The organism is Arthrobacter sp. Marseille-P9274, from assembly GCF_946892675.1.
Classification (GTDB): domain Bacteria; phylum Actinomycetota; class Actinomycetes; order Actinomycetales; family Micrococcaceae; genus Crystallibacter.
The window spans coordinates 795,888-811,814 of the sequence record NZ_CAMPOV010000002.1; the positions used below are offsets into that span (position 1 = coordinate 795,888).

12 protein-coding genes and 1 pseudogene are annotated in these 15,927 nt (G+C 66.2%); 5 read left to right on the forward strand and 8 right to left on the reverse strand.

The window, feature by feature from the left end:
- Positions 1–62: 62 nt before the first annotated feature.
- From OC550_RS16900 to OC550_RS16910, 3 genes are all read left to right on the forward strand, one after another.
- Complete coding sequence (locus tag OC550_RS16900; protein WP_262107078.1) at positions 63–3,929, forward strand: hydantoinase B/oxoprolinase family protein; 3,867 nt, start codon at positions 63–65, stop codon at positions 3,927–3,929.
- Positions 3,930–4,053: 124 nt separating this feature from the next.
- On the forward strand, positions 4,054–5,418 hold the full coding sequence (locus OC550_RS16905) for an MFS transporter (RefSeq protein WP_262107079.1): 1,365 nt from the start codon (positions 4,054–4,056) through the stop codon (positions 5,416–5,418).
- A 234-nt stretch (positions 5,419–5,652) separates the two neighbouring features.
- A complete protein-coding gene (locus tag OC550_RS16910; RefSeq protein WP_262107080.1) occupies positions 5,653–5,955 on the forward strand; it encodes a DUF4193 domain-containing protein in 303 nt (100 codons plus the stop codon).
- Between the two features lie 54 nt (positions 5,956–6,009).
- Here OC550_RS16910 and OC550_RS16915 read toward each other — a convergent pair whose 3' ends face one another.
- The 4 genes and pseudogenes from OC550_RS16915 to OC550_RS16930 form a co-directional block, all read right to left on the reverse strand.
- Positions 6,010–6,387 (reverse strand): DUF1622 domain-containing protein, encoded by a 378-nt coding sequence (locus OC550_RS16915; RefSeq protein WP_262107082.1) that lies wholly within the window; start codon positions 6,385–6,387, stop codon positions 6,010–6,012.
- Positions 6,388–6,682: 295 nt separating this feature from the next.
- Positions 6,683–7,552: a 3-hydroxyacyl-CoA dehydrogenase family protein gene (locus tag OC550_RS16920; RefSeq protein WP_262107083.1), complete on the reverse strand. Its 870-nt coding sequence runs from the start codon at positions 7,550–7,552 to the stop codon at positions 6,683–6,685.
- Between the two features lie 2 nt (positions 7,553–7,554).
- A pseudogene (locus OC550_RS16925) lies at positions 7,555–8,362 on the reverse strand (enoyl-CoA hydratase/isomerase family protein).
- Positions 8,362–9,282, reverse strand: coding sequence for an acetyl-CoA C-acyltransferase (locus tag OC550_RS16930; RefSeq protein ID WP_262107193.1), 921 nt, complete (start codon positions 9,280–9,282; stop codon positions 8,362–8,364). The pseudogene OC550_RS16925 and the gene OC550_RS16930 overlap by 1 nt, the downstream one beginning before the upstream one ends.
- A gap of 228 nt (positions 9,283–9,510) precedes the next feature.
- Here OC550_RS16930 and OC550_RS16935 point away from each other — a divergent pair, with 228 nt between their 5' ends.
- A complete protein-coding gene (locus OC550_RS16935; RefSeq protein WP_262107084.1) occupies positions 9,511–9,750 on the forward strand; it encodes a hypothetical protein in 240 nt (79 codons plus the stop codon).
- Between the two features lie 63 nt (positions 9,751–9,813).
- On the opposite strand, the gene OC550_RS16940 is transcribed toward OC550_RS16935, so the two are convergent.
- The gene (locus OC550_RS16940; RefSeq protein WP_262107085.1) at positions 9,814–11,502 is read right to left on the reverse strand and encodes a formate--tetrahydrofolate ligase; all 1,689 of its coding nucleotides are present in this window, start codon (positions 11,500–11,502) and stop codon (positions 9,814–9,816) included.
- A 102-nt stretch (positions 11,503–11,604) separates the two neighbouring features.
- A complete protein-coding gene (locus tag OC550_RS16945; protein ID WP_262107086.1) occupies positions 11,605–11,967 on the reverse strand; it encodes a hypothetical protein in 363 nt (120 codons plus the stop codon).
- A 601-nt stretch (positions 11,968–12,568) separates the two neighbouring features.
- Between OC550_RS16945 and OC550_RS16950 the strand changes: the two genes are divergently transcribed.
- On the forward strand, positions 12,569–13,795 hold the full coding sequence (locus OC550_RS16950; protein WP_262107087.1) for a DUF418 domain-containing protein: 1,227 nt from the start codon (positions 12,569–12,571) through the stop codon (positions 13,793–13,795).
- A 26-nt stretch (positions 13,796–13,821) separates the two neighbouring features.
- Here the strand turns inward: OC550_RS16950 and OC550_RS16955 are convergent, their stop codons facing one another.
- Positions 13,822–14,442: a histidine phosphatase family protein gene (locus tag OC550_RS16955; RefSeq protein ID WP_262107088.1), complete on the reverse strand. Its 621-nt coding sequence runs from the start codon at positions 14,440–14,442 to the stop codon at positions 13,822–13,824.
- A complete protein-coding gene (locus tag OC550_RS16960; RefSeq protein WP_262107089.1) occupies positions 14,439–15,902 on the reverse strand; it encodes a CCA tRNA nucleotidyltransferase in 1,464 nt (487 codons plus the stop codon). Before OC550_RS16960 ends, OC550_RS16955 begins: the two co-directional genes overlap by 4 nt.
- Between the last annotated feature and the right edge of the window lie 25 nt (positions 15,903–15,927).

Consider the following 15,927-nt stretch of genomic DNA (forward strand, 5'->3'; position numbering starts at 1 on the left):
CTCCCTTCAACCAAGACTTTCCGTTCAACGCAGTCCTGAGCCCAACTTCCGAAAGGACCATCATGAAGCGCATCGGAGTAGACGTCGGCGGCACCTTCACCGACCTGTATTTCTCGGACGACGACCAGCGCATCGCCGTTGTGGAAAAGGTCCCATCCACTCCACACGACCCCTCTGAGGCCGTGGTCAACGGCATTAAGAAGCTCTGTGCAAAGGCCGGAGTGTCGCTCTCGGAGATCGACCAGCTGGTGCATGGGACCACGGTGGCAACGAACACCGCGCTGACGCACACCGGTGCGGAGGTCGGGATGATCACCACCGAAGGTTTCCGGGACATCCTGCACATCGCCCGCCACAAGAAGCCGCACAACTTCTCCCTGCAGCAGGACATGCCGTGGCAGACCAAGCCCCTGATCAAGCGCCGTCACCGGCTCACGGTCAAGGAGCGCATCACTGCCCCGAACGGCGACGTCCTGGTTCCCCTGGACGAGGATGAGGTCCGTGAGCGTGTGCGCGAGCTCAAGGCTGCCGGCGTCGAGGCCATCGCCGTCTGCCTGCTGCACTCTTACCTGAATGCCGCCCACGAGCAGCGGATCGGGGAGATCGTCGCGGAGGAGTTCCCCGAGGCCTACCTCTCCCTATCCAGTGACATCGTGCCCCTGTACCGGGAGTATGAGCGGTTCTCCACCACCGCCTTGAACGCCTATGTGGGGCCCAGGGTCTCGCGTTACCTTTACCGCCTGCAGGAGCAGGCCGAAACCCTGGGCTACCAGCGCGAGATCCTGCTCATGCAGTCCTCGGGCGGGATGGTCCCGATCAAGGAGGCCGCCAAGCGGCCCGTCACGCTCATGATGTCCGGACCGGTCGGCGGCCTGATCGGCGGCATGTGGGCCGGCCGACAGTCCGGATTCGAGAACGTCGTCACCCTGGACATCGGCGGCACCTCGGCGGACATCGGTGTGGCCTACCAGGGCGAGCTGCGCATGCGCCACCTGCTGGACACCAAGATCGGCGACCACCAGGCCATGGTCCCCATGGTGGACATCGACACCATCGGCGCCGGAGGCGGCTCCATCGCCTACGTCGACGCCGGCGGCGTCTTCCGGGTCGGACCGCAGTCGGCGGGCGCCGATCCGGGCCCGGTCTGTTACGGCCGCGGCGGGACGGAGCCGACGTCGACCGACGCCCAGGTGCTGCTCGGCCGCATGCGCCCCGACCGGGTCCTGGCCGGCTCAGGCATGGATCTGGATCTCGACGGCGCCCGAAAGGCCATGGAAGGTCTCGCCGGAAAGCTGAACATGTCGGTGGACCAGGCCGCCCTCGGCGCCCTGCAGATCCAGAAGTTCGGCATGACCCAGGCAATCGAGCAGAACTCCGTACGCCGCGGCTACGACCCGCGCGACTTCACCCTCGTCGCCGCCGGCGGCGCCGGCGCCCTGTTCGCCTGCGAAATCGCCGCGGAACTCGAGGTCCCGAAGGTGCTCATCCCGGCCCACCCCGGCATCATCGCCGCGACCGGCCTGCTGGCCACCGACGAAAAGTACGAGTTCGTCGCCACCCGGCGGTTCACCTTCGCCAACGCCGACCCCGCCGCCATCCAGGCCTCCTACGAACAACTCGAGCGCGAAGCCAACGCCCAACTGGATGCCGAGGACGTGCCGGCCGAACGCCGCAGGCTCGACTGGCTCGCCGACGCGCGCTACGAGGGCCAGGGATACGAAATCCGCTTCGATGCCCCCGAAGGACCGGTCAACCAGGCCTGGCTGGAAAAAGCCGAGGCAGCCTTCCATGCCGCCCACTTCGAAGAGTATGGCCACCAATTCAAGAACGGCACCGTGGAGGTCATCAACATCCGCGTCGAGGCCAGCGCCCTGATGGACGAACTGCCCACGCCGGCCGCGACGAAGTCCGGTTCCCTCGACGAAGCCCTGGTGGAAACCCGCCCGGTGACCTTCGAACAGGACGGCAAGCCGGTCACCCTCGACACCGGATTCTACGACCGCGAGAAGATGGGCGTCGGCACCGCCTTCGCTGGCCCCGCCATCATCGAGCAGTACGACTCCACCGTCGTCATCCCGCCGGGATTCTCCGGCACAGTCGACCCGGCCGGCAACCTCGTCGTCGACTGCCCCGCCGCCGCCCAGACGGCCGAGAAACTGGCCACCCCGATCCTGATGCGCGTGATCGGCGGCGCCCTGAACTCGGCGGCCAAGGAAATGGCCTCGGTACTGTTCCGCATGGCCTACTCCTCGATCATCCGCGAGTCCGAAGACCTCGGCGCCGGCCTGTTCGACAAGGACGGCAACGTGCTGGCCGAGTCCGACTCCACGCCGATGTTCATGGGCTCCATGCCCAAGATCGTCAAGGGCGTGATCTCGGTCCTCGGCGACGACATCCACGAGGGTGACGTCATCCTGCACAACGACCCGTACCTGGGGGCGACCCACTCCCCCGACGTGGCGATCATCGAACCGATCTTCCATGACGGGGAACTCGTCGGCTTCGCCGGCGCCTCCGGCCAGCTGATCGACAACGGCGGAGCGTTCTCCGGGCTGATGGTGGACATCCAGGACATCCAGTCCGAAGGCACTATCTTCCGGGCTGTGAAGATCTATGAGAAGGGCGTCCGCCAGGAATCGCTCATCCGGCACATCCTCAACAACACCCGGACACCAACCTCCAACGAGGGCGACTTCCAGGCCATGATCGCCGCCTGCGAGCTGGCCAAATCCCGCTACCTGGCCCTCATCGAGCGCTACGGCTTCGGCGCGGTGCGCGATGCCGGCCAGAGCTGGATCGACTACTCGGAGCGGATGCTGCGCCAGGAGATCGCCAAGATCCCGGACGGCGTCTACGAGACCGAGGTCGGCTACCTGGACGATGACGGCCGCAACTACGGCAAGAAGCTGCCAATCGTCGTGAAGGTGATTGTCGAGGGCGATGAGATCACCTATGACCTCACCGGGTCCTCGGAACAGGTGCCCACCGCCTATAACTGCGCCTTCGAGGGCACGACCGTATCGGCGTTCACGTTCATCACCCGCATGATGTTCCTGGACGAGGTCGCCTTCCCGGTGTTCGTGCCGCAGAACGAGGGCATGCTCAAACCGCTGAAGGTGATCGCCCCGGAGGGCACCATCTTCAACCCGAAGTACCCGGCCGCGACCTTCTCACGGTTCTCCCAGGTGCAGCGTGCCGTCGATCTGGCCCTGCGGGCCCTCGCCCCCGTCATCCCCGACAGGGTCACCGCCGGCAACTCCGCCCACATCCACTTCATCTCCTACTCCGGGTGGGACGAGAAGCAGGGCGAGTACTGGGTCTACCTCGAGGTCAACGAGGGCTCCTACGGCGCCCGCGCCACGAGCGACGGGCCGGACTCCGTGGACAACCTCATCGCCAACACCCGCAACAACCCGATCGAGGAGCTCGAGTGGCGGTTCCCGATGCGCACCGACCGTTACGAACTGCGCTCCGAACCGGCGGCCGCCGGCGAGTTCCGCGGCGGCATAGGTATCGTCCGGGAGAACACCTTCCTGACCGACACCGCGATCACCTGCGAGGGTGAACGCCACGAGTCGGACGTGCCGTGGGGCGCCTTCGGCGGCCATGAGGGCCTCAACGGCTCGCTCGTGAAGAACCCGGGCCGGGACGGCGAGGAATCGTGGCCGTCCAAGGTCACCGGTCGCCAGCTGCTGGCCGGCGATTCCCTCCAGATCACCGTGCCCAGCGGTGGCGGCTTCGGCGACCCGCACCTGCGGGACCCGCTGAAGGTCCTTGAGGACGTGCTGGACGGCTTCACGACCGCCGAGGCGGCCGCCCGGGACTACGGAGTGATTCTCAGGGAGGTCGACGGCCAGCTCACGGTCGACCTGAAGTCCACCGCCGAACGTCGCGGGATGGTGGTCGCCGAGCTGAGTTCCACCAGCTAAACCAGCAGCTGCAGCAGTAAGGGGCGGCCTGGAGGCCAGCTAGCAACGCTGGCCACCAGGCCGCCCCCTTTTCGTTCCGGAATCATCACATCGCTATCCCTATCCCAGTGAATTAGGAACCGTCATGTCCACTGCCCCAACCTCCCGCTTCGTCGAGTCTGATGTCAGGCCAAAGGACGTCCGGCTGGCCACCTGGATCTGCTTCTTCGCCTGGACCTTCGCCGTCTATGACTTCGTCCTCTTCGGCAACCTCCTGCCAAAGCTGGCCTCGGACCTCGGCTGGAGCCCGGCCCAGTCCACCGAGATCAACACCTGGGTGACCGCCGGCACCGCGCTCGTGGCCTTCGCGATCGGCCCGATCGTGGACCGGATCGGCCGCCGCAAAGGCATCCTGATCGCCGTCGCCGGTGCCGCAGTCGCCTCACTGCTGACCGCCGCTGTCGGCTGGGTCGTCGGCATCGCTGCCGGCCTCGGACTCGTCTTCCTGGTCCTTGTGCGTTCACTCGCCGGCCTCGGCTACGCCGAACAGGCCATCAATGCGGCCTACCTCAACGAGATGTTCGCGCACAACAGCGATCCTGCCAAGGCCCGGCGCCGCGGTCTCATCTACTCGCTCGTCCAGTCCGGCTGGCCGGTCGGCTCCGTACTGGCCGCCGGCTCCGTCTACCTACTGTTCCCCATCGGCGGGTGGGCGCTCTGCTTCGTCGTGGCCGCCATCCCTGCCGTCTTCATCATCATCGCCGGACGCTGGCTCAAGGAAAGCCCCCAGTTCACCCACCGACACCAGATCGACAAGATGATCAAGGACGGCAGGGTGGAAGAAGCGCAGCAACTCGGAAAGAAATACGGAATCGACGTCGCGGAGAAGGCCGCCCCGCTCGTCTCCGTCTTCCGCGGGGAATCGCTGCGATCCACTCTGACGATCGGCGGCGCCTTCCTCCTGAACTGGCTCGGTGTCCTGGCATTCGCGATCCTCGGCACCTCACTGCTTACAGCCACGGACGGCAAGAATATCGAGTTCGACAACGCGCTGCTGATCCTCATCATCTCCAATGCCACCGCCTTCGCCGGCTACCTGTTCCACGGCTGGCTGGGAGACCGGATCGGACGCCGCAACGCGATCGGAATCGGCTGGATCCTGTGTGCCGTCTCGTTCTTCACCATGCTCCAGGCCCCGAACGGGAACTTCCCGCTCATCATCGGGCTCTACAGCGCCGGACTGTTCTTCCTCATCGGCCCCTTCTCCGCCCTGCTGTTCTTCACCGGCGAAAGCTTCCCCGTCCACACCCGGGCAACGGGAAGTTCCATCATCAACTCCTCCGGCCAAGTCGGGGCGATCATCGGCGGCCTGCTGATCACCGCCACCCTCGCCGCCGGCGGCGGCTGGATCAACGCGACATTATGGTGGGGCGTCCTCCCCATCCTGGGCTCCGGCCTGCTGATCTTCGCCGCCCGGAACGTCGACCCGAGCAAGGTCCGCACAGACTGACAGACCCGGACTCCCAGCACAAACGCATCCGCCCGGCGACAACTCCTGGCCCCCCAGAGAGTTCCCGCCGGGCGGATGGCTTTAATCCGCTGGGCCACAGCAGCCCGTTCCCCTCGGGTGCGGACACCAGGGGCCAGCGCCTGTGCGGATTGTCACACCCTACGCCGGGGAATAGCCGCGCGGCCGAGGACGTTGTACAGCATTCATCCACCTCGAGAAAAGAGATCAAACCAAGTGGCAACCGATTACGATGAGGTCCGAGCCGACGTCAAGGAGTCCCAGGACAAGTCCCTGCAGGCAGTACGGTCCGCAAATGCGCCGGGCGCCCGCAGCGTTGTCCTGGAGCTGGATGAGGCCGACGGCCTCGACGGAGCCGGCGTCCCCGGCGGCGAGTTCATCGCCGAGGAACTCAACGTTCAGGTCATCCCGCAGGCCGAGGACGAATTCACCTGCTACTCATGCTTCCTCGTCCGGCACCGCTCCCAGCTCGCCCGGCAACAAGGCTCCCACGCCTACTGCAGCGACTGCGAGGGCTAAATCCCGCCAGACGAAACGCCGCGTACATAACTCCGGCACGCCCGTCCGGGTGAACTACTCCCCTGCCCGTCCACTCGGCTTCGCAGGCACCCGCTCCTCCTTCCCCTGCCACGGCCACCTGCCTGTGATTTCGAGCTCCAGCGACCAGCTCAGGAATGTACGGATCAGCACGATCACGGCCAGCGCCGCTACGCTTTCCAACGTCGGACTGATGGCCACGGTGCGGATGATGTCGGCCGCCACGAGTAGTTCAAGCCCCAAGAGGATCGAACGTCCAAGGAACCGGCGGAATTCCTCGTATACCCCGGCCTGCCTGCCGAGGAGCTTTGGCACAGCGAACATTGCAGCCAGGACGGCACCGATCACCATGGCAGCGACACCAGCTGCATCAATAATGCGGCCAGCCGTCTCGATCAGTTCTCTGAAATCCATGCGCCCACGCTACAACTGAGTTACGCCCGCGCAACCCCTAGCGCCGTCGCGCCTGCCACTGCGCCGAGATCCACCAGTACGGCGCGCCGGGCCTGGACAGGACGGTCAAGAAGTAGTCCTTCCGGACCTTGGGACCAACGACGGCGGGCCTCCGGCTTCTGGGCACACTGATCGAACGGTTTCCGCCGACGAACCGCGGTCGGCATCCCTGAAGGAAGCCGACGACAAGGTCATCGACGAGGGCTCGCGACGCTCGCGAAAACCTGGCTTTGAGGGCAGGCGACGGGCGGCTGATTCAGCTCCAGTCGTAGAAACCCTTGCCGGTCTTGCGGCCCAGCTCGCCGGAGGCGACCTTGTCCCGCAGGATCTGCGGCGGCGCGAACCGGTCACCCAGGGTCTTGTGCAGGTACTGCGCGATGCCAAGCCGGACGTCGAGGCCCACGATGTCCGTGGTCTTCAACGGACCGGTCGGGTGCTTGTAGCCGAGCACCATCGCGTTGTCGATGTCCTCGGCCGACGCGACACCCTCCTCGACCATGCGCATGGCTTCGAGCGCGATCGCGACGCCCAGCCTTGAGCTGGCGAATCCCGGTGCATCGTTGACGACGACGGCGGTCTTGCCCAGCGCCTGGACCCAGCCGCGCGAGGTCTCGACGAGTTCGGGCCGGGTCTGCCGGCCTATAACGACCTCGATCAGCGTCGAGGCGGGAACCGGATTGAAGAAGTGCAGCCCGAGGAAGTCCCGGGGCCGGGCCAGCTGTTCTGCCAGGTCGGACACGGACAGGGAGGACGTGTTCGAGGCCAGCACGGCGCCGGGCGCGAGCCGCTCCTCGACCGCACGCAACGATGCGACTTTCAGGTCCCAGTCCTCCGGCACAGCCTCGACCACCAACTCGCGGTCCCCGAAGTCCGCGTAGTCCACCGAGACGGTCAGTCGGGAGGCCATTTCGTCGAGGTTGCCGTCTTCCACGCCGCGCTCGATCGATTTCGCCGCGGACGATTCGACGCGTTCGCGGGCCGCCTGCGCCGCGGCTTCGTCGCGCTCAACCACTACGACGTCCGCCCCTTTGATGAGGAACGCGTGGGCGATGCCCGCACCCATGCGGCCTCCGCCGAGCACGCCGACCTTGGTGGGAAGCCCTGCGGGATGTTTGGAGTTGCTCATGGCTACTTCTTCTTCCTGTCGAGGAACGCCTGCATACGTTCGAATTTGGCCGGGGACTCGAAGAGCATGCCCTGGGCTAGCGTATCGACCAGAGGGTGGACTTCGCGCGGGGTGTGGAAGACCGCCTTGGAAATCCGGACCGCCAACGGGTCCTGCGCAGCGATAGCGTCCGCCAGCGCGTTGCCCCGCGTCCAACAGTACATCCGGCTCCACGAGCTCCGTGATCAGCCCGACGGCTAGGCATTCCTCCCCCGTCAGGATCTTGCCCGCCAGCAGGATGTGCTTGGCCATCGGCTCGCCGACGAGTTCCTTCAGGCGCCAGGTGGCACCGGCCGCCGCCAGGATGCCCAGATTGGTTTCCGGGTTGCCCATCCGCAGCGCGGGCGTCCCGATGCGGAAGTCGGCCGCATAGGCCAGTTCCGCACCGCCGCCGAGCGCATAGCCGTCCAGGGCGGCAATGACGGGCATGGGCAGCTTCGCCATCCGGTCGATAATTCCGGAGTTGATCCCGGCCAGCGCGTCGTCGCGGCGCCGTTCGCGCAGCTGCGCGATGTCGGCACCGGAGGCGAAAATCCCCTTAGCCCCGGTCTCCGGGTCCCCCGGTGTACCCGAAAGGATCAGGATCCTTGGGGTGCGCTCAAGGTACGAGCACACCGTGTGCAGATCGTCGACCATCGCCTGGCCGATCGCGTTCCGGACCTCGGGACGGTGCAGCCGGACGGCCAGCCGGTCCTCGCGCTCCTCGCCCAGGAGGGCCTCGAAACCGCCGGTACCCAGCCGCGCACTTGAGTCATTGAGGACCTCCGTCATCACACGCCCTCCAGCAGCAGGGCCGTTCCCTGGCCGACGCCGACGCACATGGTGGCGAGGCCGAGCTTGCGGTCCTGACCGGCTGCCGCTTCCCGCTCGAGGCGGCCGAGCAGGGTGATGACGAGGCGCGACCCGGAGGAGCCCAGCGGATGGCCCAAGGCGATCGCGCCGCCGTCGTTGTTCACAATGTCCTCATCCAGCTTCAGCTCGCGAATGCAGGCCAGGGACTGCGACGCGAAGGCTTCATTAAGTTCGACGGCGGCGAGGTCGGCCACCGCGTAGCCGCTGCGGTCCAGGACCTTCCGGGTGGCCGGAACCGGGCCGATCCCCATGATCTCCTGGGCGACCCCGGCGGAGGCACCGTCCAGGATGCGCGCCCGGGGCGACAGGCCGTACTTTGCGACGGCAGCCTCCGAAGCCACGATGATCGCCGAGGCGCCGTCGTTGAGCGAAGACTCGGTGCCCGCGGTGACGACGCTGCCGCCCTTGACCACCGGCCGCAGGCCGGAGAGCACGTCCATGGAGGTTCCCGGGCGGGGGCCCTCGTCGGTGTCGACCACGGTCTCGGCGCCCTTGCGTCCCTTGACCGCCACAGGAACGATCTCGTCGGCGAACCGGCCGGCCTCGATCGCCGCGAGTGCCCGCTCGTGGGAGCGCACCGCGAAGGCATCGCAGTCCTCGCGGGAGGTCCCCAAGACACGGGCGACTTCCTCGGCGGTCTCCGGCATGGAGTAGGTGGCCTTGCCGTCCCGGGAGTACTCGCCGGAAAGGAACGCCGGGTTGGGGAAGCGCCAGCCGATCGAGGTATCGAACACGGCGCCGGGCTCGGCGAAGGCCTTGTCCGGCTTCTCCATCACCCACGGCGCGCGGGACATGAACTCGACGCCGCCCAGCAGCGGCATGAGTACGACGGCGGACATCACCACGTGCACGAATGCGTTCCACGTCGTCGTGTAGGAGGCCGTAACTGGAACGCCGGGTCAACAACACTTTATGGACGGGTAGGAGGCGCAGCTCCGCAGTCAGCGCAAGGCAGAGTCGGAATGCCCTGTCGACATAGGGCACGGGCGCCGATTCTTGATTCAGGAAGGACACTGCTGCCTGTTCGGCCTGCCGGTCTCCTCCGAAACAATACGAGAGGAAGTCAGATGGACGTGCGGATCGTGGAGAGCGTGGCAATGTTCGGCATCGGCGACGGGTTACTCACCGTGCTCTTCCCCGACGAGCACTGTTCCCGCTGGGCAACGGGCCCGTTCCAGCCGATTATGGGGTGGTGCCGCCAGCACCCTGGACTAACGCGGACTCTTGGTGCGGTGCAGCTCGTCGCCTGTACGGCCCTCGCCGCGAGCCTGTCGAAGGAACCCGGCCCGGCAAGGCTGCGTTCCTAAGTAAGCGGAGCAGGACCTCCCGCATCTTGAATGCCGGTAACCGATTCCCCTCCGCAGGGTGCGCTAGAAGAGGCCGGTGATCTCACCGTCGTCGTTCACGTCCATGCGCATGGCGGCAGGTTCCTTGGGCAGGCCGGGCATGGTCATCACGGCGCCGGTGAGCGCGACGATGAAGCCTGCGCCGGTCCTGGGGATCAGCTCGCGCACCGTGATGGTGAAGCCGGACGGCGCGCCGAGGCGGGTGGCGTCGTCCGTGAACGAGTACTGGGTTTTGGCCATGCAGACCGGCAGCTTGCCCCACCCGTTGGCGTCGATCTCGGCCAGCCGGTTCTTGGCGAGGGTGGAGAACTCGACGTGGTCGGCGCCGTAGATCTGCTGGGCGATGGTCTCGATCTTCTTGTCCACCGACAGGTCCAAGTCGTACAGCGGCGCGAAGTGCTGCTCCGCGCCGATGGCCTGCGCGACCTTGGCGGCCAGCTCGTCACCGCCGTCGCCGCCACCGCCATGGCCCCAGACATCCGCCGAGGCGGCCTCGACGCCCTTCTGCCGGCACCACTCAAGCACCCATTCGACCTCCTCGTCCGTGTCCGATGTGAAGCGGTTGATGGCCACGACCGGCGTGATGCCGAACTTCACGGCGTTGTCGAGGTGCCGCTCGAGGTTCGCGGTCCCCTCCTGCAGCGCGGCAAGGTTCGGGGCCGACAGCTCCCCCTTGGGCACGCCGCCGTGCATCTTCAGCGCGCGGATGGTAGCGACGATGACGATCGCTGAGGGGGCGAATCCGGCGGAGCGCGCCTTGATATCCATGAACTTCTCGGCGCCCAGGTCCGAGCCGAAGCCGGCCTCGGTCACGACGACGTCGGCCAGCCTGCGGGCGGTCTGGGTGGCGATGACGGAGTTGCAGCCGTGCGCGATGTTGGCGAACGGGCCGCCGTGGACAAGGGCCGGCGTGCCCGCGATGGTCTGGACCAGGTTCGGCTTGATGGCGTCCTTGAGCATCATGGTCATGGCGCCCTCGGCCCCGAGCTGGGCGACGGTCACGGGCTTCTTGTCATAGGTGTAGCCGAAGGTGATCCGCGACAGCCGCCGCTTGAGGTCCTTCAGGTCCGTGGCGAGGCAGAAGACGGCCATCACCTCGGAGGCGACCGTGATGTCGAAGCCGGCCTCGCGCGGGACGCCCTGGCCAGGCCCGCCGAGGCCGATCACGATTTGCCGCAGTGCCCTGTCGTTCATGTCCAGCACGCGCCGGAAGGACAGCCGCCGCGGATCGATGTTGAGCGCATTGCCCTGGTAGATGTGGTTGTCCACCAGCGCCATCAGCGCGTTATTGGCGCTCGTGATGGCGTGGAAGTCGCCGGTGAAATGCAGGTTGATCTGGTCCATCGGCAGCACCTGGGAATAGCCGCCGCCGGTGGCGCCGCCCTTCATGCCCAGGATCGGTCCGAGCGAGGGCTCGCGCAGCGCAATCATGGTCCGGTGGCCGGCCTTGGCCAGGGCGTCCCCCAGGCCCACGGTCACGGTGGACTTGCCTTCTCCAGCCGGCGTCGGAGACATGGCGCTGACCAGCACCACCTTGCCGCGGGGCTGGGCTTGGTCCGGGCCGAGCCTGGCCGGGTCGATCTTGGCCTTGTAGTTGCCGTAAAGCTCGACGGCGTCGCCCGGAATCCCGGCGGCCAGGGCCACCTCGGCGATCGGCTTCAGCGTGGCGCGACGGGCAATTTCAAGATCGGAAAGCGGAGCCGGGTCAGACATCATTGTCCTCCAAACTGGTGCGTCAGCGAGCGACGGCCGGGGCCGTCACAGCCAACGTACCAGCCGATCAAGCCGCCGTCACGGGCGAGGGAACCCGGTGGTTCAGCGGATGAGCTGCCGGTACGCCAGCAGTTCGTCGCGGGCCTCGTCCAGCCTTTGCTCGTCGATGCTTGTGCCCTGTATCCGCTTCCAGAACGAGTAACTCTGGCGAAGTTTGCGGATCACGATATTCACCTCTTCCCGTTCCAGGTAGTTCGGCATGGCCGAGCCGGGGCTGGTGGAGCCGTCCACGCCGCTCAGGGAGCCGGCGGTAACCAGCTCACCGTGGGGTTCCGGGCCGCGGCCGCGGGAGTCCTGGCTGGCCCGTTGGGCCGGTTGCGCCGGCTTCATCGAGTTCATCGAGCGGACGTCGGGGCGGATGGACTGTTCGGGGGCCGGACGGACAGCGCTGTCCAACGGTTTCATGAGTGGTTCCTCTTTCGGGCAGGACTCCGAAGGCAGACCCCAATGCGGGAATGGTCGGCCGACGGATATATGCGAGTGCGGCAAGCAGAGGCGTGGCCAAGGGCTTGCACAGAAGGCGCCGGCAAACGTAGGGCCCTCGAGGGGATTACGTGCGGGAGCCGAAGGAGGCTGGCTTTTCAGCTGGAGCGGCCCGGCGGACGGCCGGGTGCTGCGGTGGAAAAGCTAATGCGCAGCGAGGAGCGGCGAGATGCCCCGGAGGCGGGCAGCAACGGCAAACGTTCCGGCCGGCGTGAGGATAATCTTCACGGGACTCACCTCTCTTTCCTGCACTGCATCGGTCATGAAAAGCCCGGGCCGACCCGTGATTGGGAAGGCTCAATCGGACAGGTTTTAGGCTACCCCAAGCCAGCCTTTCTTGCCTAGTGGAGAAGGAAAAAAGAGGCGGAACATCCCTTTCCCCCGGCGTGTCCGCCGAGACACGCCGAACCTTTCGACGCCGGGGCTTGAGTTCGGCGTCGAAGACGCCTGTCGCCGGGGTATTGAACGTGCAAGACTGAAGCGGCCGAACTCGACCTGCACGTGCCGATGAACAGGAAGCAGCATGACGGGCAGACCCTTGGACCGCATCCCGGCAGCCTCTGCCGGAGCGGTGCAGCGTGTGGCGGATCTGGACGCACTGCGGGCTTTCGCGCTGCTGGGCATCCTCTGCGTCAACATCTGGTACTTCGCCGACCCGTACGCGATCACCGGCATCCCGAATCCGGACTACAGCAGTCCGGTGGACACCGCCGTGCGGTTCATGGCCAGCGTCTTGTTCGAGGCCAAGTTCTACATCCTGTTTTCATTCCTTTTCGGTTACAGCTTCGTCCTGCAGTGGGCATCCGCTGCCGCATCCGGCGCATCCGAAGTCGGCCGCACCCTGCGCCGGGCCGCGGGCCTGGTTGTCCTCGGGCTCTGCCACGGACTGTTCCTCTTCTACGGCGACATCCTGCTGACGTACGGACTGCTCAGCCTGGTCCTGCTCGGTACGCGGTGGATCTCCGGCAAGGCCGCCGTGACCTCCGCTTCCATCCTGATCGGCGCGATGGGCGTGTTCGTGCTGCTGACGGGCGTCATAGCGGCCGCCTTTGAGCCGTCGGCACCCACAGACGCCGGGACCCTCCCGCCCGCCTTCGGGCTCGCCGGCCCGCCCGCCGAGGTTATCGCGCAGAACCTCGCCCTTTATCCGATCGTCGGCGTCAACGTCCTGTTCCTGCAGGGACCGATTGCCCTCGGCGCCTTCTATGCAGGGCTGGCCTGTGCGAAACAGCGGGTATTCGAGCACGGACTCAGTCCCCGCCTGCTGCGCCGCCTGACAGCCATCGGACTCCCGATCGGCCTGACCGCTGCCATTCTGCAGGCCTATCTGGTGCACTACGTAGGCGGCACGGGCACGGCCCTCATAGCGTTCGGCATCTCCACCTTCACCGCACCAGCGCTCACCGCAGGCTACGTGGCCCTGCTGCTTCTGGCGTTCCGCACGCGGCGCGGCCAACGGCTGCGAGCACTGCTGGCCCCGGCGGGGAAGCTGGCTCTTTCCAACTACCTCGGGCAGTCGGTTCTGATGCTGTTGGTCTTCACCGGGTTCGGGCTCGCCCTGACCAATCGGTTGCCGCCGCTCGCCGTACTCGGCGCTGCGGCGCTCATCTTCGTCCTCCAACTGCTGGCCAGCTATGGCTGGGTCAGGCAGTTCCGGTACGGTCCCCTGGAAGCACTGCTGCGGGCGCTGACGTATTGGCGCAGGCCGACATTGTCCGGAGCCACGACAGAACGGTCAGAGTCCTTATAGTCCATCCGTGGAATCGGCTCCCGGAATCAGATGTTCCAGCCTGTGACCGCCGGAGTCTGCTTGTCCCAGCCCAGGCTGCAGACCGCCGCGGTGTCGAGGACAAAGCGGCGCCCCTCGACCGGCGGCAAGTCGAGCCAGCGGGCGGCCAGCACGCGGAGAAAATGTCCGTGCGCCACCAACAGCACGTTGCGCTGGACTATGGGATCCGGTTGAAATGGAGGCTCGGAAGGACTGTCCAGCACTTTGGCAATGACATGGTCGGCCCGGTCGGCTACCTGCTCGAGCGTTTCACCGCCGCGCACGCCGTGGGTCCAGATCAGGTAGGACGGGTCCTTGGCGCGGATCTCGGCGCTGCGCAGCCCCTCGTACTCGCCGTAGTCCCACTCATGCGCGTAAGGAACAATCTCCGGATCGGAAAATCCCGCAAGCTCAGCGGTTCTTACCGCACGCTTCAGCGGGGATGACAGCACCGTTGAGAATTTGAGCCCTGACAGCTTCCTTCCGGCCTCCCGGGCCTGCAGCACCCCGTTTTCGGTCAGTTCCAGATCGGTCAGGCCCGTGTACTGGCCGCTCCTGGACCACTCCGTCTCCCCATGACGCACAAGCCAAAGCTTCGGATAGTCATTACTGACAGGCAGGTAGCTCATGAGCCATCCGCATCTGATGCGGATTCCGGCTGTTGGGTCCACCACTCCAGAAGCTTCTTCTCGGCAACGTCCGGATCCTGCGGCCCGTTCTCCATCCGCTCGTCGAGCAGGAACTTGTAGGCCCGTCCCACCGCCGGGCCGGGCTTGATCCCGAGCAGGGCCATGATCCGCTGTCCGTCCAAATCCGGCCGCACGGAATCGAGCTGCTCCTGCTCCTTCAGCGCAGAGATGCGCTGCTCCAGGTCGTCGTACGCGAACGCGAGCCGCTCGGCCTTGCGTCGGTTGCGGGTGGTGACGTCCGAGCGCGTGAGCCGGTGCAGCCGCTCGAGTAGCGGTCCGGCATCCGTCACGTACCGGCGGACCGCCGAGTCCGTCCAGCCGGCCTCGCCATAGCCATAGAACCGCATATGGAGTTCCACGAGCCGCGAGACGGCCTTGATGGTGTCGTTGTCGAAGCGTAGCTTCTTCATCCGCTTGGCGGTCAGCTTCGCGCCGACTGCGTCGTGGTGCCGAAAGCTGACGGCGCCCGAAGGCTCGAACCGCCGCGTCGCCGGCTTGCCGACGTCGTGCATTAACGCCGCGAACCGCAGGACGAAGTCCGGGCCGGGTACCGCACCGCCGTCGTCGGTTTCCAATTCGCACGCCTGCTCCAGCACGGTGAGCGAATGCTGATACACATCCTTATGCCGGTGGTGCTCATCGATTTCCAGCTTGAGCGCCGCAACCTCCGGCAGCACATACTCGGCTAGTCCGGTTTCCACCAACAGATCGATGCCGGCCCGCGGGTCCTTGCCGTTGATCAGCTTGACCAGTTCGTCGCGCACACGCTCGGCCGAAATGATCTCGATCCGCTCGGCCATGTCCGTCATTGCCGCGGCCACCTCGGGGGCCACTGAGACGTTGAGCTGGGAAGCAAAGCGCGCGGCGCGGAGCATGCGCAGCGGGTCATCGGAGAACGACGTCGAGGGCTCCCCCGGGGTGCGGACCATGCCGGCATGCAGGTCCCGGACGCCGCCGTACGGATCGACCAGTTCCAGGGAGGGCAGCCTTAGCGCCATGGCGTTCATGGTGAAGTCGCGGCGGAAGAGGTCATCCTCCAGGGACTTGCCGAACGCGACCTGCGGCTTGCGGGAATCCGGGTCATAGGCATCGGCCCGATAGGTAGTGACCTCGATGGTGAAGTCGCCCTTGCGGAGGCCGATGGTCCCGAAGTCACGGCCGATTTCCCAGAAGGTGTCGGCCCATTTGCGGATGACGGCGACGATGGCGTCCGGGTCGGCGTCGCTCGTGAAGTCCAGGTCCGGCGACACGCGGCCCAGGAAGAGGTCCCGCACCGGCCCGCCCACCAGGGACAGTTCATGTCCGGCGTCCACGAACCGCTGCCCCAATTCCATGACGACATCGGGCAGCTGCAGGGCGGAAGTCCCGGGGGCGTTTGCCGGGCCAAAAACGTGAACCATAGTGACTTAAGGGTGCCAGAAACCC